The organism is Staphylococcus sp. GDY8P67P, assembly GCF_017892545.1.
Classification (GTDB): Bacteria; Bacillota; Bacilli; order Staphylococcales; family Staphylococcaceae; genus Staphylococcus; species Staphylococcus ureilyticus.
In genome coordinates, this window is the sequence record NZ_JAESLH010000025.1 from 1 (window position 1) to 20,780 (window position 20,780).

Sequence of the window (20,780 nt, forward strand, 5' to 3'; positions counted from 1 at the left end):
TTCAGTTTTCAATGTTCATTTAAATATATATGGTGGAGACTAGCGGGATCGAACCGCTGACCTCCTGCGTGCAAAGCAGGCGCTCTCCCATCTGAGCTAAGCCCCCATATTCTTTTAATAAGAGTCGGGAAGACAGGATTCGAACCTGCGACCCCTTGGTCCCAAACCAAGTGCTCTACCAAGCTGAGCTACTTCCCGTATTTATTATAATACTCATTCTAAAAATGGTGCGCCCAATAGGAGTCGAACCTATAACCGCTTGATTCGTAGTCAAGTACTCTATCCAATTGAGCTATGGGCGCTCTATTAAAATGATGGTGCCGAGGACCGGAATCGAACCGGTACGATGATCTCTCATCGCAGGATTTTAAGTCCTGTGCGTCTGCCAGTTCCGCCACCCCGGCAAAATAATGGAGCAGAAGACGGGATTCGAACCCGCGACCCCGACCTTGGCAAGGTCGTATTCTACCGCTGAACTACTTCTGCAAAATGAAACTGGATGAGCCATAGAGGATTCGAACCTCTGACCCTCTGATTAAAAGTCAGATGCTCTACCAACTGAGCTAATGGCTCATGAAATGGTGCCGGCCAGAGGACTTGAACCCCCAACCTACTGATTACAAGTCAGTTGCTCTACCAGTTGAGCTAGGCCGGCTATTCATTTTTTAAATGGTGGAGGATGACGGGTTCGAACCGCCGACCCCCTGCTTGTAAGGCAGATGCTCTCCCAGCTGAGCTAATCCTCCACATGATTATTATAAAGCCTGGCAACGTCCTACTCTTGCGGAACGTAAGTCCGACTACCATCGGCGCTAAGGAGCTTAACTTCTGTGTTCGGCATGGGAACAGGTGTGACCTCCTTGCTATAGCCACCAGACAAAATAACTTACTCAATGTATGATACATTGTTTGTTATTCAATTACAATAGTTAATTTTACACTATCTTAAAGAATTTCACAAGTTCTTTACTTAGTATTTAATATGTAAATGCTCGTTTTCGACGACTTTTATATAATACTATGTTTTTTTGCTGAAGTCAATAGTTTTCGTAACTTTTATTTAAACATAAATTTATTTCGTATGTATTTGCGTTTACTTAACTCGACTTGAATTATCTTACCATAAGAAATCGAGGTTTACCATACCTTTTTTAGTATATTTTTATATTTAAATAGCATAAATATGCATAATTGTATCTTATTACTTTTATTATTTTCTATTTTAATTCTAAGCCTTTTGTATTTCCTTGTTTCTTGCATAGTTTATATTTGTAAATAAAAAGGATTAAACATCCCGGCTTTTATTTGTAAGCCACAATATTTAATCCTTTATTATTAAGTTGAGCTATATTACTTTTGTCTCATATATGGGAAAAGTAATACGTCTCTAATTGAAGCTGAATCAGTAAGTAGCATGACAAGTCTATCAATACCTATACCTAGACCACCTGTTGGAGGCATACCATATTCTAATGCTTCAATGAAATCTTCATCCATTTCATGGGCTTCGTCATTGCCTTGCTCTTTTTCAACTAATTGTGCTTCAAATCTTTCTCTTTGATCTATCGGATCATTTAATTCTGTAAATGCATTACCATGTTCTCTGCCTACAATAAATAATTCAAAACGATCCGTAAATCTAGGGTCTTCTGGATTTTTCTTTGCTAATGGTGATATTTCAATTGGGTGTCCATATACAAAAGTAGGTTGTATTAATGTTTCTTCAACTTTTTGTTCAAAGAATTCGTTTAAAATATGACCGTATTTCATATTTTCAGTAATTTCAACACCATGCGCTTTAGCCAGTGTTTTTGCCTCTTCATCATTTTGAACATTAAAGAAATCAACGCCTGTAGCTTCTTTGACAGCATCTGCCATATGAACTCGTTTCCAGTTTGATTCTAAGTCAATAACTTCTTCACCATAATTAATTTTTGCAGTACCAAGTACTTTATTAGATATATGTCTAATCATATCTTCTGTTAAGTCCATAATATCGTGATAGTTTGCATATGCTTCGTAGAGTTCGATCATTGTGAACTCTGGATTATGACGTGTAGATACGCCTTCATTTCTAAACACGCGACCAATTTCATATACTTTTTCTAAGCCACCAACAATTAATCGTTTCAAGTGTAATTCTATTGCTATTCTCATATATAATGTAGCATCCAAAGCATTGTGATGTGTTACAAACGGTCTCGCTGCAGCTCCACCAGCAATTTGGTGCATCATTGGAGTTTCTACTTCTAAGAATCCTTGATTGTTTAGGTAATTACGCATTTCTTGTAAGATTTTACTTCTATTAATAAAAGTTTGCGTACTATCTTGGTTTGTTATTAAATCTAAATAACGTTGACGATAGCGTTGTTCAATATCTTGTAAACCATGAAATTTATCTGGTAATGGTCGTAATGCTTTTGTTAGGAGCGTGAATGATTTTGCTTTGACCGACAATTCACCTGTGTTTGTTTTAAACATAACGCCTTCAATACCTACGATATCTCCTAGGTCTGCTGATTTCCATAGTTCAAATTGTTCTTCTCCAACTTGGTCTTTTCTCACATAAATTTGAATTTGGCCTGATAAATCTTGTACGTGTGCAAAACCTGCTTTACCTTTACCACGTTTCGTCATTAGACGTCCAGCGATGCTAACATGACTTTCTGCTTCTTTTTCTTGTAATTCTTCTTTGGAGAATTGATCCCAATCATCATGCAATGGTGTAGCCATTGAAGTTCGTACAAATTTTCCGCCGAATGGATCGATACCTAAATCGTATAGTTCTTGCATTTTTTGACGACGCACCTGCATTTGGTCGTTCATTTCTTCTGACATAACTTTCTCTCCTTTATACTTCTTATCCAATTTTAATTTTAGTATTAACCTTTTTGTTAGAATTCGAGGAATATCTATCATTGATGATTACCGTATTTTGATTTGTTCCAATCATTTCTAACTTTACCATGACCACCCCATCTTTTAAATACAAAGATGGTATTTGCTTATGTGCTTAGTACCAATTTTTCAACTTTTAATTTTACTAGAGGTCATGAATGTAATAAAGTAATTTAAACTTTAAAATGTTATATCAGTATTATTAATCAATTGTAGATAAAATAATGCTATTGTATTCCCTTTTACATCTACTTAAATATTTTATTAGAGTTAACGATAATACGAAAGGTATTGTTACTCATTTATTATTTGGTAAGTAACTATCCTGTCAATATGATTGAAGAAACAACATGAATTTTACAGTTTTTATATAATAAAACTGAAAGTATACGCATTCAAGTATAGCGCTTTGCTATTCCGCTTCATCATGAAATTTACACACATTTGTTTCCCTACCCTTTATATTGTTTCACTGAATTATCTAACATTACTAAATCTCTAATTTTTTTATTTGTATGAGGTTCAGTAAAATCTGGTGCAATATCATTTAATGGTATGAGCACAAAAGAACGCTCTAACATACGTGGATGCGGTATGATCAAATCATCTTCATCTATGATTTGTTCCTCAAATAATAAAATATCAACATCTAATGTTCTAGGACCCCATCTTATATCTCTCACTCTATGCAACTGTTGTTCTGTTCCTAAACATACCTTTAATAAATCATGAGGTGTCAGTGATGTTTCTATTTCAATACATTGATTTAAAAATTGCGGTTGCTCAACATATCCAACAGGTTCAGTTTCATAAATTGGTGATGTTTGTATTACATTGATACCTTCTGTTTCATTTAAAATACGAATTGATTGATCGAGCTGTGCTTTTCTATCTCCAACGTTACTTCCCAAACCTAAGTACGCATATGACATTATAAATTCTCCCTCACTATTTCTACACCTACACCTTCATAATGACCTGGTATAGGGGGATTTTCTTTAGTGATTCTAACTTGCGTTTCCATTACACGATTATAGTGTGAATTTATACGTTTTGCAATACGTTCAGCTAGATGCTCTAATAAATTCACTGGTTCACTTTCCATGATTGATTTCACATCTGCATAAACTTCACCATAATGAACTGTATCAGTTACTTGATCTGTTTCACCTGCAAGGCTTAAATCGACTTTCATAGTCAAATCAACGATGAATATTTGACCAATTTCATTTTCGGCTGGTAATGCACCGTGATAGCCATAAAACTTCATACCGTTAAGAAATATTGTGTCTTTCATCCTCATTCTCCTTTAAATAATCCATGCTTTGAGCCAAACGGACATTGAGCGCAACGTTATGAACCCTCACACCTTTAACGCCTTTCATTATACCATATGCAGTAGTAGCTGCAGTTGCTTCATCTCTTTCAATTGCTTGCGTGTCTCGATCTATCATTTCTTTAATAAATCTTTTTCTACTTGTCGCTAGTAGCACAGGATAATCTGTAGCTACTAATTCATCCAAGCGTGCCATTACTTCTTTTTCTTCATCTCTTGTTTTTGCAAAACCAATGCCAGGATCTATCCAAACTTTTTCTTGTGGGATACCTGCCATTTCTGCTTTATTAGCTTGTTTCAATAAATGCACAAGCATTTCATCCACAACAGGCATTGATCTATGACCATCACCATTGTGCATCAATATAATCTCACCTTCATATTTAGATACAACGTCAAAGATTTTTTCATCATATAATCCAGCCCACTGATCATTAATCATTGTAGCGCCTAATTTCATTGCTGCTTCTGCTACTTCACTTCTATATGTATCAATAGACAATTGAACATCTAATTGGCTAAGTGCTTTTACAACAGGGACCACGCGCTGTAATTCTTCAGTAACACTTATTTCCTCATAACCAGGACGTGTTGATATACCACCTACGTCAATCATATCTACACCCTCTTCAATCATTTCTTGCGCTCTTTTGACAGCCTTTTCTACTGAATTATATTTACCGCCATCAGAAAATGAATCAGGTGTTACGTTTAATATGCCCATAATTTTTGTATGTGCCATCGTTACTTTCTTCCTTTCACTATGAAATGACTCATCGTTAGCTTAGTAATCACTATTCTATAATAACGCTAATTTATAAATTTTTCAGTAACCAACGTTCATATCGTCGGAAAATGTAATCTCGTTTATTTCACCCATTTCCACATTTTGTAATTAATAGCTGGTATTCAGACATTTTAATCATTTCGTATTGTACTTTTTCAATTGCTTTAGTTGTCTTTAAAAACTCTACAAACAAAGCATTCACAGAAGTCATAAAAAAATGTCGACAAAGTCAGAAACCTTGTCGACATTTGAAACTGATCACTTACACATAATCGGTTTTATAAATATATTTTTAATCTTCAAATGAATATAGAGGTGTTGAAAGGTAACGTTCACCATTACTTGGTAATACAGTAACTACTGTTTTACCTTTACCTAAAGATTTGGCTTTTTCTATAGCTGCATAAATTGCTGCACCTGAAGAAATCCCACCTAATATACCTTCTTCTTTAGCAACCTTACGAGACATATCCATCGCTGTTTCATTACCAACTTTTATAACTTCATCATAGATATTCGTATCTAAAGTATCTGGTACAAATCCTGCACCTAAACCTTGAAGTTTATGTGGTCCTGGTTCTCCACCACTTAATACTGGAGAATCTTCAGGTTCAATAGCTACAAGATTAATGTCAGGGTATTTCTCTTTCAATACTTTACCTGCACCAGTTAATGTACCACCAGTGCCAACACCAGCTAAGAATGAATCAATGGTTTTACCTTCAAATTGTTCAACGAGTTCTGGACCAGTTGTCAATTCATGCACACGTGGATTAGCCGGGTTTTCAAATTGTTGTGGTTCATAATAACCAAATTCTTCTTTTAATTCTTTGGCTTTTTTAATTGCACCTTTCATCGCTTCTGATCCTGGTGTTAAAACAACTTCTGCGCCATAAGCTTTTAATAAATTACGACGTTCTTGACTCATTGTTTCTGGCATTGTGAATACTGCTTTATAACCTTTCGCAGCACATACAAAAGCTAAACCAATACCTGTATTACCACTCGTAGGTTCTACAATTGTATCTCCTGGTTTGATTTTTCCTTCTTTCTCTGCCGCTTCAATCATTGCTAACGCGATACGGTCTTTAACAGAACCACCTGGATTTTGATATTCTAATTTCACATAAACATCTGCAGCATTTTCATCCACCACATTGTTCAACTTAACTACTGGCGTATTGCCAATCACTTCAACGACATTATTTACTGGTTTGTTTGTCATAAGTATTGCTCCTTTTCATTAAAAAGTTTAAAACCTACTTTTTCTATCGGATATACTTTATATTTTATCAGATTTTGATTTGAATACAACTAAGAAGATTAAAAATTACAATATTTTTATACTTTATAGTGACTTAAACTTCATTTTAAAGGATTTTTTACATCTTTTCTAATAATTCCTGTAATTCATTTTCTGTATATTGATATTTATTTCTACAGAAGTGGCATTCTGCTTCTGCACCATGATCTTCATTAATCATACTTTCGATTTCAGCTTGGCCTAGTCCTTTAATTGCATTTAAAAACTTTTCGTGACCGCAATTACATTCAAAACTTGCAGGCATTTGTTCTAAAATTTGAACTTCATCTTCACCAAGTATTTCATATAATATTTCTTCTGGAGTTAAACCTTGATCAATTAATTTCGAAACGGGTGTCATGTTGTTGATTGCTGTTTCTAATTTATTGATTGTTTTTTCTTCTGCACCTGGCATCACTTGTATGATAAAACCACCTGCAGCTTTTATAGAGTTATCAGGATTCACTAGTACGCCTAACCCTACAGATGAGGGTACTTGTTCACTTTTTGCAAAGTAGTAAGTAAAATCATCGCCTAATTCACCAGAGACTAGTTCACTTGAACCAGAGAAATAATCTTTCATTCCAACGTCTTTTACTACAGTTAATGCACCATTTGTTCCAACAGCTCTACTAACATCTAATTTTCCTACGTTATTTAGAGGGAAGTGCGTTTGTGGATGCGTCACGTATCCTCTGACATGACCGCTGGCATCTGCATCAGCTATAATTTTTCCGATTGGCCCTTGTCCATCAACTGTAACTGTCAGTTTTTGATCGCCTTTTAACATTGCACCCATCATCAACGTTGCAGTCATTGTTCTGCCAAGTGCTGCGGATGCTGTCGGCCAAGTATAATGTCTTGTTTGTGCTTCTTGAACACTTTCTGTAGTTAATGCACTATATGCTCTTATCTGTCCTTCATAAGCCAATGCTTTAACAATGTAATCATTTGTCATTTCTTTAATTTCTCCTTTTATTCATTGTAAGTGTTTAAATTGTTTTCTAACTTCTATATAGAATTTTATAATACTTTTTATCAATGCAATTTATTGTACGTGTTCAATCAAAAAATTGCTACATATCTGTTTGTGATTTTATTGATTGATGAATAATAAAAAAGCTTCTTTCCACATCAATATGATAGCAGAAAGAAGCTTTTTGTTCAGTTATTAATTTCTATTGCTTGGATCATTAGGATCACTTGGGTTGCTAGGTTTATCGATATTTGGTGCTTGTTCATGACCTGTCTCTTCTGAGTCGTCATTTCCATGTTCACTTTCTTTGCTTTCTTTATCCATATCTTTTTCCTCTTGTTGGTCTTCTTCTTGTTGTTTTTTACCAACTTCTAGTTGTTCTTTTCGTACATCTTCATATGATTTACCATATTTACCTTCTTTAAATTCACTTTCTTGATCACTTACAACTTCTGCTGCATCGTAATCAACTTCTGGCAATACGCCATCATAGAATAATGAACGAATTTGTTCAGCAACTAATGTCTCTTCTTTTAATAAAGATTCAGCAATTAAAAGTAATTGTGATTTATGTTCTAAAAGAATTTCTTTACAACGTTCGTATTGTTCTTTAATAATACGTTGAACTTCTTTATCAATTTCATACGCAATTTGACCAGAATATTCTGGTTCGCCTTGCATGTCTTTACCTAAGAATACTTGTCCATTGCTGCTACTTGAGAATTGAACAGTACCAAGTTTCTTACTCATACCATATTCAGTAACCATTTGACGTGCGATTTGTGTTGCACGTTCAAAGTCATTTGAAGCACCTGTTGATACTTCGTTGAAATTAATATCTTCAGAAACTCGACCACCTAACAAGCCACAGATCTTATCAAGTAATTCTGGTTCAGTCATTAAGAAGCGATCTTGTTTTGGTAACATCATTGCATAACCACCGGCTTGACCACGTGGTACGATAGTAACCTTATGGACAACCTCTGCTTCATCAAGCACCATACCAATAATAGTATGACCGGCTTCATGGTGTGCAACAATATTACGTTCTTTTTCAGAAATGACACGTGATTTTTTAGCAGGGCCAGCAATCACACGGTCAGTCGCTTCTTCAATATCACGCATATCTATTTTCTTCTTGCCTTCACGTACTGCAACTAATGATGCTTCGTTCAGCAAGTTTTCTAAATCTGCACCAGAGAAACCAGGTGTTCTTTGAGAAACTGCTTTTAAGTCTACTGTTTCATCAAGTGGTTTATTTCGAGCATGAACGTGCAGAATTGCTTCACGTCCTTTTACATCTGGACGTCCAACTTGAATTTGTCTATCAAAACGACCAGGACGTAATAATGCTGGGTCTAAAATATCAGGACGGTTTGTAGCAGCAATCATAATGATACCTTCGTTTTCACCGAAACCATCCATTTCAACTAGTAATTGGTTTAGCGTTTGTTCACGTTCATCGTGACCGCCACCAACACCTGCACCACGTTGACGACCAACTGCATCGATTTCGTCAATAAAGATAATACAAGGTGCATTTTTCTTAGCATTTTCAAATAAGTCACGTACACGGCTTGCACCGACACCTACAAACATCTCAACGAAGTCTGAACCACTGATTGAGAAGAATGGTGTACCAGCTTCACCAGCTACTGCACGAGCTAATAACGTTTTACCTGTACCTGGAGGTCCTACAAGTAAAACACCTTTAGGTATTCTAGAACCCATTTGCTTAAATTGTTTATTATCTTTTAAGAAGTCAACAATTTCTATTAATTCTTGTTTTTCTTCATCTGCGCCAGCTACGTCTGAGAAGCGTACACGTTTTTTCTGACTGTCGTACATTTTAGCTTTGGATTTACCAAAGTTCATCATACGACCGCCGCCACCGCCGCCTCCTTGTGCTTGACTAAGGAAGAAAATAAATAATAAGGCTATGATTAAAACTGGTATTAACGTCGTTAAAATACTTACAAATACGCTTTGCTTTTCTTCTTCTTTAACTGTAAATTTCAATCCATCTTGACTTTGTGCTTTATCTGTTATTTTTTCAAGCTCTTTATCATTATTATATAAAATAGTTGAAGAATAATCTTCATCTTTTTTAGTTTTACCGCTTACCATATATACATTTTGTTCTGGTTGAATTTCTAAGGATTTTAATTCACCTTTATCTAATTGCTTAACAAATTGGTTATATGTAAGCTGTTTTGGCATATTTCCGTTACCATTTAGCCACGAAAACAAGCCAAATATAATAACGCCAATGATTGCGATAACTAGCACGTTACGAAAGGCTTTCTGCATGCGTCGTTTCCTCCTACTTCAATAATAAAACTAACAAAAATTGTAACACAATACACAAGTTTTGGGCTAGTAATTCTACTTTTGTATGTACGTTACAGTTCTTGTTGTTTTTATACTTTTATATTTTTGATATACAAACATTTTACATATACTTTATGATTAATCCCTTAAATGATTTACGTATATGTTCGCGTATTTTATCAATATATTATGTATATCGACTCATTTAATATGATTACGTTTTACAGTATATAACAATATTTCATACGATTAAATTGTACTGCTTACTTTGAATAAATTTCTGGTTTAATCGTTCCAATATATGGTAAATTTCTATAATTTTCAGCATAATCTAATCCGTAGCCAACTACGAATTCATCTGGAATTTTTTTACCTACATATTTTGCTTCGATATCTGCTTTACGGCGATTCGGTTTGTCTAACAATGTCACAATTTCTAGTGAATTGACTTTTCTTGATTCCAATAATTCAGTTATTGATTTTAATGTTGTCCCAGTTTCTAAAATATCTTCAATAATCAAAATGTCTTTCCCTTCTATTGAAGCGCTTAAGTCTTTAAGTATTTGTACTTCTCCTGTTGATTCAGTACCGCCATGATAACTAGAAACATCCATAAAATCGATGGCTAAATGCGTTCCAATATGTTTAATAAGGTCTGTCATAAACATTACTGAACCTTTCAAAATTCCTATACAAACAAGTGGTTTACCGGCATATGCTTCAGTAATCTTTGCACCCAAGTCTTTACAAATTTGTTCTATTTCTTCTTCATCTATTAATATTTCCTTTAAATCATCTCGCATAATTTCATTCCTCTCCCGTATTTCGTATGAAAATAGTATCTTTATATTCATTATTTAAATATAACGTACCTACAGCAATAATTGCTTCATCTGCATTAACTAAAATTGGTAATTGGTTACGTTCAGTTTGTATCACTTTATGATCAATCAGTAATCGACTTACTTTTTTGTGTCCTTTTATCCCATTTAGTTTGAATTTATCACCATTATTTCTAGTTCTAATAACTAACGGATAATCATCTTCCGGAAAATCATCTGTTATACTAATTCTATAATGACCATAATGATATAAACCTGGCTGCAAAATTTTAGTTGGCATAAGAAATTTATCATAATTTGCCATTATTATAAATTTATCATAAGCGATATAAATATTCCATTTATCCGTTGTATATATTGTGCATTGAGTAACTTTGCTTTCGAGTTGCTGAAACCAAGATTCATACATTTTTTCAGTCATTGGTGCTGTTATCTGTAATTTTGAAAATATTTCATCTAATATTATGATTTTAATATTATGGTTCAAATTTGAAAATGCAACTCTTGGAATGACTATTTCATCTTTATCAGCATTTTCGTGAACATGCGTTTCTATAAAATGTAACGCATGGTCATGTAATTCTTGCAGTTGTATATCATGCCAATCTTTCAATTTTAGTAGCTGTTTTGTCGATAAATGTCGGTTGTCGTCAATTGCAGGTAAAATACGATTACGAATATCGTTTCTAACATAAAGATTTTCAGCATTGGTCTCGTCTTCATAATAAGGTACTTCATAACTTTGCTGATAGTTTCGAATGTCTGCTTTTGTTGTTTCTAACAATGGTTTACACAACATATAGGCACTTCGTGAAGTCAGATATGACATACCTAAACTACTTCGAGTTGAACGACCAGTCATCAATCGATAAAAGATAGTTTCAATTTGATCGTCTTGATGGTGAGCGGTTAATAAAACGTCTGCATCCAACTCCACCATCATAGTATCAAACCACTGATATCGTTCATTTCTCGCAATATTTTCAATGCTATTCCCCTGTTCAATAACTTCTGATAAATCTAAATGATGCACGAACAACGGAATCTGATAAAACTCACAATATTTTCTTATAAATGTTTCTTCTTCTTGTGCAATATCACGAATATTATGATTCACATGTAAGCAAGTTAATTTTCTATACGATTGGGATAATGGATGAATTAAGTTGTGTAATAATACCATGCTATCAATCCCGGTTGAAACGGCTAACACAATGTGTTGTTCTTTATTCCAACCATCAGCATTAACTTCTATCATAGCTTACCTCCTATGTCACAATACGAAATTTTTTTACATGCACCTTGTAATGTCTGTGAACAACAAAAAATAGACTGTTTCCTTAAGTAAGAAAACAGTCATTTATTGTCAAAGTCACACGTCGTTAAAATGATATTAAATGTTGTATTTGAGCAATTAATTTAAGTTCTCTTGGGAACAGTCTTATTTTATATATTTTAGCGTCTAGCGCCTTTTCCACCACGTCTAGATTCCGTTTGACGCTTAATAGAAGTCAATTTATCTTCACTATCTTTTAAGAAGTTTGTTAATTTCTTTTCAAAGTCCTCACCTTTAGGTTGAGTTTGTTTATGATTTGGTTTGTTTTGAGGTCTACGCGGACGATCTTTTGCTTTTTTGATTGATAAACTAATTTTTCCATCATCAGCAATTGATAGTACTTTAACTTCAACTTCATCACCAACAGATAAGTGATCTTCTACGTTTTCAACGTAGTTATCTGCAACTTCACTTATGTGAACTAAGCCACTCTTTCCTTCTGGAAGTTCGACGAAAGCGCCAAACTTTTTGATTCCAGTGACTTTACCTTTAAGCTTGTTTCCTACTTCGATTGACATATTATAAATAAATCCTCCCGATTCGTTTCGATTTTAACCCTATTATATGCCTGTTTGCATAAATTAACAATGGTATAATGATGCAAAAAATTAAATTCACTTATTTATCATCATTTTGCGCCTTAGATTTGGTGTCAGATTTATTATCTCCGGGCAATTTGAAAATAACTTCCCCATCATTACTTAGATAGTAATCATCACGTGCAACTTTTTCAATATAATCTTTATCATTTAGATTATTTAATTGTTCTTTTAGTGCTAATTCTTCATCTTGTTGCTTTTGATACTTTTGTTCTTTTTGTTGGCGCTCGACTGCATCGTCATTGTTACTTTGTTTTTGAGTGACAAGCATGATGGATAAAATGATAATAATCAGTAGTAAAAGACCACCGAATAAAGTGATACGTTTACGAACAACACGCTTCCTCATTTGTTTGTGTTGCTTTTTTTTGTTTTCTGCTGAAGTATACGTATTGCCTATATTTTCAACTTTTTTATTCATTTGCTTGTCACCTCCCGTTCCTATATTTCACTTACTTTTTCTTCTTTAATGAGTTCATACATGCCCTTTGCATTTTCTTTTGTTGCATGTTCACTCAATCCCGTAACTTTGATTGTTACAACTTTTTGACCAAATCGGATAACAAGCTCATCCGATTCTTTTACATCGGTACCTGCTTTAGCAACTACACCGTTTACAGTAATACGTCCTTGATCACTGATCTCTTTAGCTAAAGTGCGACGTTTTACTAATCTTGACACTTTGAGATATTTGTCTAATCTCATCATTATTTTCCTCCTTGCTCTAAAATTCGTTTTAAAGCATTTTCATCTAACGACTTATTTTTTGTTTTATCATACAATGCTAAGAAGTGGTCTGCAAATACTTTCTCAAATTTCACTCGCTGTTCTTTACCTTCTTTAGACTTAGCATCGGACCAAATATTTTTCAAATCTTCTTCAGTTTCTGCTTTTGTGTCACCAAAAACATGTGGATGTCTGCGTATCATTTTTTCTGAAAGGCTTTGTATCACTTCGTTTATATCCATGTAACCTTCTTTTTTGCCAATACTTGCGTGTAATAATACTTGTAACAGGATGTCTCCTAGTTCTTCTATCATATGCCAATCGTCTTCGTTATCTATAGCTTCAAACAATTCGAATGTCTCTTCCAGTAAATAGCGTTTTAACGTATGATGTGTTTGAACCTTATCCCATGGGCAACCTTTTTCATCGTCTACAAGATGATTTATGATACCAACTGCATAGTCAAAATCACCAAAGTATGCTTCTTCGGTTTCCACTTTTGGAATAAATACACTTGTTATATTGTTAAAAACATCATCGTAATGATCTATTTCATATAACGGTGTTTTGATTACATTGGCGTGATTATTGCTCGCACCATCTACGATATAAACAAGTTGGTCATCACTATAGCTTTCCATCAATGTCACTTTTAAATCACCTGCGACCATTGCACTATAGACTTGTGTGATAAGTGTGTGCGTACGCATATTCAACTTTTCTTTTTGAAGATCTGTTGCATCTAACATCGTAAAACCATCATTAGGGTCAACTTTTACCGCTTCAAAAATATCGTCTATAAAGCTCTTGCCGCCCAATATTTCAATTTCAATATCAGAATGTTGTTGAGCATACTGCTCTAAATACACAGTTGTCGTTTCAGCTACACGTGGATGCCCTGGTACAGTATATACAATATCATTGTCTCTTGCAGCATCAATCAACTTTGTCACAATAGCTTCATATACATTTTGAAAAGCGTCATGGCGTTTATATTCTTGATCAAAACTTTCCATGTCGATACCTTCCGAAGTTAAATCTTGGATAACTGGATGGTCAAAGGTACGTGTGTAAACGAGTGTTTGTTTTTTTAAAAATTTATAAATTCCTAAGGGTAAATCTTCTATACCATAATTCCCTAATCCAACAATTGTTATTTTATTTGTCATTAATGTTTCCCTCTTTTCATATGGAATAGTTTATCTCCAAAAGGCAGGTGTTTAAGTTCTCTAAAACTTAATAAATGCATGCGTACGATAGAAAAAATCACTACAATAACGCCGATAGTTGCTGCTACAGCTAATTCGACTAAGCCTTGCATTCTACCTTCTCCCGGAATAAGAAACATAACTATTTGTACTGTAATTGATAACAGCATCATTGTAATTACTAACTTAACAATGAACTTTTTCATTGTTTGAAAATGATACAGCTTTAAGACTTGATACTGTAAAATCCACACAAAGATGAACAGTGAAATCACAGTACTTACACTGGCACCGAAAATTGAAAATTGCGGTATTAAAACCATATTCAATATCGCTTTGACCACTACCCCAATACCAAATGCACACAAAATAATTTTAACGTGATTTTTCACTTGTAATAAGGCGATATCCATCATTATAAGAGAAACGCATATGACGGTAAGCATATAAACGGATAACGTACCGTTCAAACTATCGTTTTTAAAGAATACGCTATTCATTACAGGTAGCAAATTGATTAAACCTATTGCTGCTGCAACACTAAATAAAACTGTAATCTTTATAGATGCGTTAGCATAACGATTTACCAGTATATGTTGTTTTGTTTTTAATGCATCTGTTAGTAATGGGATAAGTACAAAACAGAACGTTGTCGTTACAATTAATCCCATCTGTATAAAAGACGCACCTCGATCATAAATACCTTTAAAAATAGTTGCTTCGTCAAAATCTAAACCAGTCATTTGAAGCGCATGTATTACTGTAAAGCTATCCACGACTTGCCATACAATAACAATTAATTGGCTTACCGCGAACACAACGATACCTAACGTTAACTTTTTCCAAGCCACTTCCACATTGGCATGTGCTTTAGATAACTTAAAAGGTTTCCGCTGCATCAGAAACAAACTAGATGCGAAAAAGCCAATACCTGAACCAACAATCGCCAATGTACCTGCACGGTATATACTCCATGATTGACTCGTAAACATCACAATAGCAATCATGATAATGGCGACACGAATAAATTGTTCTATAACCTGGGAAATAGCGGGTATATTCATCTCATGATGCGCTTGATAATAGCCCCTATAAACACCAAGTATGCCAACAAATAAAAAGCTAACACTTGCCGCCCTTAACATAGGTGCTAAATTGACATCTCCCATAAGAAAGGCAACCCACTGTGCACACATAAATAAAAGTAAGAAAAAGATAACACCAGCAAATTGTAACCTTAATAACACGCGCGTATATTGATTGGGGTTCCCGTTTGCGTTGAAAGTTTGAGTGACCGCACTAGGAATAGCATTCATCGATAAAATAACGCCTAAAGCTACTATGGGGTACACTTGTTGATAGGCATATAATCCGCCATCGCCCAGTAAATTTTGATAGGGGACACGGTATAATGCACTGAGTATTTTAACGATAATAAGCGCTATTGTTAGTACAACAACACCATTAAAAACACTTTTTGTATCAGATTTAACGTTCATCTGGTATAACCATACTTTCCTCTAAACATTTCACTAAGAATTTCAAACTGTCCAACCATACTTTATCTTTATTTAGCGTCACTTTCATTTTACCTTCTTGAACACCAACTTTCATTGCGCGTCCAAGTGGTTGCGTTTGTTTAAAGAGTGCTTCGCCATTGATGTCAGTAGTACCTTTTTCGGATAAATAAATTTCTATTTTTTTACCTACATCTTTAATAAGTGTTACACCTGCATTCAATGCATGCACTTTAATTTCCATCATTTCAAGCAATCTTTCAACCTCAACAGGATAATCATTAAAACGGTCAATGAGTTCATCTTTAACATCCATCAATTGTGATTCCGTCTCAATTTTACGTAATTTTTTATAAATTTCTATCTTAGCCTGTTCATTTGGAATATATTCAGCTGGTAAATAAGCATCAATATTTAGTTCAATTTCAACTTCAGGCGCATCATGCTGTTCTTCTTTAATGCCTCGTTTTTCATTTACCGCTTCTTCTAACATTTGTGAGTATAAATCGAAACCTACGGAATCAATAAATCCATGTTGCTGTTTGCCTAAAAGGTTACCTGCACCTCGAATATTTAAATCTCGCATTGCAATCTTAAATCCAGAACCTAATTCAGTAAATTCTTTAATTGCTTGCAATCTTTCTTCTGCAGTCTCTGATAATACTTTGTTAGATGGATGTAAGAAATAAGCATAACCTATACGACTTGAACGTCCCACGCGTCCTCGTAATTGATATAATTGACTCAGTCCAAACTTATCAGCATCTTCGATAATTAAAGTATTCGCATTGGGAACGTCTACGCCAGTTTCAATAATCGTAGTCGTTACAAGAATATCAAATTCATGATTGATAAAGCTTAACATCGTTTCTTCCAAATCACGTTCATTCATTTGACCGTGGGCCACACCTATATTCGCTTCTGGCATTAACATTTGTAGCTGTTCTCTTTTTTCATAAATCGATTGCACTTTATTGTACAAGTAGAAAACTTGGCCCTCACGTGATAATTCTCTTTCTAACGCTTCTTTAATAAAATTCATATTTTGCTCTAATACATAGGTTTGCACAGGAAAACGATTTTCTGGTGGTGTTTCTATGACAGATAAATCACGCACGCCTAACATACTCATATGTAGCGTTCTCGGAATAGGTGTTGCAGTTAATGTTAAAACATCAACATTTGTCTTAAGTGATTTAATTTTTTCTTTGTGTCTTACACCAAAACGTTGTTCCTCATCTACAATGAGTAGACCCAAATCTTTGTAATGAATATCCTTGCCTAATAATTTATGTGTACCCACAACGATATCAACATAGCCTGATTTTAGTCCTTCTTTCACTTCTTTCACTTCTTTAGTCGTTCTAAACCGGCTAATAAGTTGAATTTCTATTGGAAAATCTTGCATACGTTCAATCAAAGTTTCATAGTGTTGTTGCGCTAAGATTGTGGTAGGCACGAGAAACGCTACCTGCTTACCTTCCATTACAGCTTTAAATGCCGCTCGTACCGCTACTTCTGTTTTTCCGTAACCTACATCACCACATAATAACCTGTCCATTGGACGTTCTACTTCCATATCTTGTTTAATCTCTTCAATGGATTTGCCTTGGTCTGGCGTTAACTCATAAGGGAAATCAATTTCAAAATCATTTTGTTGTGGGGTGTCTGGACCATATTTATAACCAACTGACATTTCTCTTTCTTTATATAATTCTATTAATTCATCGGCCATATCTTCAACATTTTGTTGAACTTTGGCTTTCGTTTTCTTCCATTCTGTGCCACCAAGTTTATTTAATCTAGGTGATTTATCTTCGGAAGCAACATACTTTTGTACTTGATCCATTTGATCTACGGGTACAAATAATTGATCAGTACCTTTGTATTGTAATTTTATATAATCTTTGTGTACGCCTCCAACTTCAAGCGTTTCGACACCTAAATATTTCCCTACACCATGGTGAACATGAACAACAAAATCTCCAACTTTCAAATCTTGATAGGATTTGATTTTTTCTGCATTTGTTAATTTCTTATGTTGCTTTACCTTTTTCTTTTGTTTAGATTTAAATAGTTCACGTTCTGTTACAACAACAAGATGCATATATGGCAATTCAAAACCTTCTGACAAACTGCCTTCAGTGATAATCGCACTACCACCATCGCTTTGTGTGCTTGGTGTATCTATAAATGTTGGTATATGCATTTCATTTAACATTGATTGAATACGCTCTTTTTTCGCTTCAGTTTCTGCTAATACGACAATCGTATAGTCATTTTGAATAAATCGTTGAAATTCAGAACGCATGATATCATATTGACCATAAAATTGTTGTACCGGCTTACATGAAAATTTAATGATTTCATTGAGTTCTACCGGCATCGTTGCCGTAAATAAAGTAAAATACGTAACTGGATATCGATTTAATAGTGACTCAAATCCGTCATATTGTAAGAAATTCTGTCCGATAAATCCTTTACCGCTTTCAATTAAACTTTGCATAAATTCTTCAGCTTCAGAAATCAGTGTTGTTTCAGTTTCTTTAATTCTGTTATATTCATCCACTGCTACAATCGCATCAGACTTGAAGTAATCAATAATGGTTGCAGGTGCTTCATACATAAAAGCAGCGAGTCTGCGTAATACTTGATGATCAAATAAAGAAGATTCAAAAAGTTGAAAACTTTCATATGTTTCTTTCAAGTCATTACGTACAGATTTATCTATTTTGGGACGTGTATACTCATATGCTTCTTTTAATTTTAATTTAGTATGCTTCAATACATCATCTGTAATAATATAATCACTAGCCGTCGTAATATCTACTTGGTCTAAATTCTCTTCTGAACGTTGGGTTTCAACATCAAAGTTTCGGATTGAATCTACTTCTGTATCAAATAGTTCAATTCTTACAGGCATGCCTATTAAAGGATATATGTCAATAATCCCACCACGCAATGAGAATTCACCAATATGCGATACTACACTCTCTCTACGATATCCCATGTTTACAAGTTTGCTTAAAAATTCATCAATATCAATGTCGTCACCAATAGTAAGTGTGAGTTGATGCTCCCTCCACATTTCAACGGGTGTTAACCATTTTTTAAAACCATTTAACGGTACGATAAATAACCCTCTCTTTTCTTGAGCAAGTGCCGTCAAAGTACGTACACGTTCACTCATGAATTGGGGGCTTTGTGTGGAAAATTCTTCTGTCATAATATCTTGCATTGGATACTTGTATATATCGTCAGTATCAACATATTGTTGTAAGTCGCTCTCTAGTTTGTCAGCTTGATACAAGTTGTTCGTTACTACAAGGAGTTGCTTTGAACTATGAATAAATTTTTCAGCTATAATTGTTGCCTTTGCCGAACTAGATAACCCAGTAACCAATACGTTGGCTTCACCAAATACTTCATTCAACTCTTGATAGCGTTTATCTTCTTTAATGTATTCTGTAATTATTGATTTCACTTGACCTCACCATTAAACTCATTCATCACACGGTCAAAACGAGAACTTTCAATATAAGCTTCTACTGCACGTGCTGAATGTTCTATTACGTTATTCATTGTTTCCATTTCTTGTTTTGAAAATTTTTGCAATACATAATCAACAATCGACATACCGTTGGACGGACGATCAACACCAATACGAATACGTTTAAATTCGTCTGTACCTAAGGCTTGAATAATCGATTTCATACCATTATGACCGCCGGCACTGCCTTTTTGTCGTAATCGAATTTCCCCTTGAGGTAAATCCAAATCATCATATAGTACAAGTAAATCGTCTATATCAATATCATAATACTTCATCAGTGGACCTACAGCATCCCCAGACAAGTTCATCATCGTCATTGGTTCTATAAACATCACTTTCTCACCAGCCAAATGTTCGATTGTATAGGCACCTTTATACTTTTGTTTATCTAATTTAAATTGATTCTGTTCTAACATATAGTCAATAACTTCAAAACCAATATTATGTTTTGTCAGCTCAAAGCGTTTGCCGATATTGCCTAAACCTACAATACATTTCATTATGTTACCTCCAATTGTTGTATTCACTCAGAAACATTTACTATTTCGCAACACTCTATAGTTTCTTTTTATATTTTCATATCATTCACTATATTAACATAAAAAAACACCAGCTTAACGAATTAAGCATGGTGCTTTTTAAAATCATTTTTCTTATTGAAATCGTGTGTTTGAAAAAGGAATCGAAGAAATTACTCTTCTTCTTTTTCTTCTTCGTCGTCTTCTTTATCTTCACCAACAACTTCAGGCTCTTCAGTTTCTGATTCGCCTTCCATAGCTTCGATTTCTTCTTCAGTAGGTTCTTCAGTTGGAGGAACTACTGTTACTACAGACTCTTCAGGGTCATTTTCAATTGTGAAATCACCTGAAACTTTAATGTCTGCCACTGAATAGCTATCGTTAACATCTAATTCGCTGATGTCAATTTCGATAGATTCAGGAATATTATCCGGTGTTGCAGTTACTTCAAGGTCGAATAATGGTTGTTCAACAACGCCACCTTCTTTAGCTCCTACTGCTTCACCAGTAAGTTGAACTGGTACTTCAACTGTACGTTCTTCACTCATATTGATCGCTAAGAAGTCAATGTGAGTAATTTGGTTTTTAAGTGGATCGAATTGATAGTCTGAAACCATTACTTTAATTGTTTTAGAACCTACGCCTAATTCGATAACACCGTTACGTCCAACTTCACGAATCACTTTGATAAATTCTACTTCATCAACTTTTACTGAAGTATTTTTTGTACCATAACCATAGACGATTGCAGGTACTTTACCAATTTTTCTTAGTGTTTTAAGGTCTGAACGTGTTTGTTTACCTTGACGAATAATTGACTTTAATGAAGCCATATTATTTCCACCTTTCA

At 34.5% G+C, this 20,780-nt stretch carries 17 protein-coding genes, 8 tRNA genes and 1 rRNA gene; all 26 read right to left on the bottom strand.

The genetic code is table 11. The features are described from left to right. Positions 1-30: 30 nt before the first annotated feature. Positions 31-106, bottom strand: a tRNA-Ala gene (locus KA833_RS10080). Positions 107-124: 18 nt separating this feature from the next. Further along, positions 125-198, bottom strand: a tRNA-Pro gene (locus KA833_RS10085). 27 nt (positions 199-225) lie between these two features. Next, positions 226-302, bottom strand: a tRNA-Arg gene (locus tag KA833_RS10090). Positions 303-315: 13 nt separating this feature from the next. Continuing rightward, positions 316-404 (bottom strand) — tRNA-Leu (locus KA833_RS10095). 7 nt (positions 405-411) lie between these two features. Then, a tRNA-Gly gene (locus KA833_RS10100) sits at positions 412-486 on the bottom strand. A gap of 14 nt (positions 487-500) precedes the next feature. Continuing rightward, a tRNA-Lys gene (locus KA833_RS10105) sits at positions 501-573 on the bottom strand. A 6-nt stretch (positions 574-579) separates the two neighbouring features. Continuing rightward, a tRNA-Thr gene (locus tag KA833_RS10110) sits at positions 580-655 on the bottom strand. 15 nt (positions 656-670) lie between these two features. Then, a tRNA-Val gene (locus KA833_RS10115) sits at positions 671-746 on the bottom strand. Positions 747-762: 16 nt separating this feature from the next. Beyond that, positions 763-877: ribosomal RNA gene (rrf, locus tag KA833_RS10120) — 5S ribosomal RNA — on the bottom strand. A gap of 473 nt (positions 878-1,350) precedes the next feature. Then, positions 1,351-2,838 carry a lysine--tRNA ligase gene (lysS, locus tag KA833_RS10125; RefSeq protein ID WP_064209957.1) on the bottom strand — a complete coding sequence of 496 codons (1,488 nt, stop codon included), beginning with the start codon at positions 2,836-2,838 and terminating at the stop codon, positions 1,351-1,353. Positions 2,839-3,350: 512 nt separating this feature from the next. Next, positions 3,351-3,830, bottom strand: a complete 480-nt coding sequence (folK, locus tag KA833_RS10130) for a 2-amino-4-hydroxy-6-hydroxymethyldihydropteridine diphosphokinase (protein WP_192946561.1) — start codon at positions 3,828-3,830, stop codon at positions 3,351-3,353. Next, the gene (folB, locus tag KA833_RS10135; protein WP_046206543.1) at positions 3,830-4,195 is read right to left on the bottom strand and encodes a dihydroneopterin aldolase; all 366 of its coding nucleotides are present in this window, start codon (positions 4,193-4,195) and stop codon (positions 3,830-3,832) included. The genes folK and folB overlap by 1 nt, the downstream gene beginning before the upstream one ends. Further along, positions 4,173-4,976, bottom strand: a complete 804-nt coding sequence (folP, locus tag KA833_RS10140; RefSeq protein ID WP_070657446.1) for a dihydropteroate synthase — start codon at positions 4,974-4,976, stop codon at positions 4,173-4,175. Before folP ends, folB begins: the two co-directional genes overlap by 23 nt. A 337-nt stretch (positions 4,977-5,313) precedes the next feature. Continuing rightward, entirely contained in the window at positions 5,314-6,246 is a 933-nt protein-coding gene (cysK, locus tag KA833_RS10145; protein WP_046206545.1) for a cysteine synthase A, read from the bottom strand. 157 nt (positions 6,247-6,403) lie between these two features. Continuing rightward, positions 6,404-7,282: an Hsp33 family molecular chaperone HslO gene (gene hslO, locus KA833_RS10150; protein WP_070657444.1), complete on the bottom strand. Its 879-nt coding sequence runs from the start codon at positions 7,280-7,282 to the stop codon at positions 6,404-6,406. A 213-nt stretch (positions 7,283-7,495) separates the two neighbouring features. Beyond that, on the bottom strand, positions 7,496-9,610 hold the full coding sequence (gene ftsH, locus KA833_RS10155; RefSeq protein WP_210127896.1) for an ATP-dependent zinc metalloprotease FtsH: 2,115 nt from the start codon (positions 9,608-9,610) through the stop codon (positions 7,496-7,498). A gap of 284 nt (positions 9,611-9,894) precedes the next feature. Continuing rightward, on the bottom strand, positions 9,895-10,434 hold the full coding sequence (gene hpt / locus KA833_RS10160; protein WP_210127895.1) for a hypoxanthine phosphoribosyltransferase: 540 nt from the start codon (positions 10,432-10,434) through the stop codon (positions 9,895-9,897). Positions 10,435-10,438: 4 nt separating this feature from the next. Continuing rightward, positions 10,439-11,731, bottom strand: coding sequence for a tRNA lysidine(34) synthetase TilS (tilS, locus tag KA833_RS10165; RefSeq protein ID WP_210127893.1), 1,293 nt, complete (start codon positions 11,729-11,731; stop codon positions 10,439-10,441). A gap of 197 nt (positions 11,732-11,928) precedes the next feature. Next, positions 11,929-12,327 carry a S1 domain-containing RNA-binding protein gene (locus KA833_RS10170; protein ID WP_046206549.1) on the bottom strand — a complete coding sequence of 133 codons (399 nt, stop codon included), beginning with the start codon at positions 12,325-12,327 and terminating at the stop codon, positions 11,929-11,931. Between the two features lie 100 nt (positions 12,328-12,427). Beyond that, entirely contained in the window at positions 12,428-12,829 is a 402-nt protein-coding gene (locus KA833_RS10175; protein ID WP_070657437.1) for an FtsB family cell division protein, read from the bottom strand. A 20-nt stretch (positions 12,830-12,849) separates the two neighbouring features. Further along, a complete protein-coding gene (locus KA833_RS10180) occupies positions 12,850-13,113 on the bottom strand; it encodes an RNA-binding S4 domain-containing protein (protein ID WP_046206575.1) in 264 nt (87 codons plus the stop codon). A gap of 2 nt (positions 13,114-13,115) precedes the next feature. Beyond that, positions 13,116-14,303: a MazG nucleotide pyrophosphohydrolase domain-containing protein gene (locus KA833_RS10185; RefSeq protein WP_070657435.1), complete on the bottom strand. Its 1,188-nt coding sequence runs from the start codon at positions 14,301-14,303 to the stop codon at positions 13,116-13,118. After that, positions 14,303-15,841, bottom strand: a complete 1,539-nt coding sequence (locus tag KA833_RS10190; protein ID WP_210127891.1) for a polysaccharide biosynthesis protein — start codon at positions 15,839-15,841, stop codon at positions 14,303-14,305. The genes KA833_RS10185 and KA833_RS10190 overlap by 1 nt, the downstream gene beginning before the upstream one ends. Further along, the gene (gene mfd, locus KA833_RS10195) at positions 15,831-19,343 is read right to left on the bottom strand and encodes a transcription-repair coupling factor (RefSeq protein ID WP_107365339.1); all 3,513 of its coding nucleotides are present in this window, start codon (positions 19,341-19,343) and stop codon (positions 15,831-15,833) included. Before mfd ends, KA833_RS10190 begins: the two co-directional genes overlap by 11 nt. After that, entirely contained in the window at positions 19,340-19,912 is a 573-nt protein-coding gene (pth, locus tag KA833_RS10200) for an aminoacyl-tRNA hydrolase (protein WP_046206554.1), read from the bottom strand. Before pth ends, mfd begins: the two co-directional genes overlap by 4 nt. 191 nt (positions 19,913-20,103) lie before the next feature. Continuing rightward, positions 20,104-20,763 (bottom strand): 50S ribosomal protein L25/general stress protein Ctc, encoded by a 660-nt coding sequence (locus KA833_RS10205; RefSeq protein ID WP_046206555.1) that lies wholly within the window; start codon positions 20,761-20,763, stop codon positions 20,104-20,106. Positions 20,764-20,780: the final 17 nt, after the last annotated feature.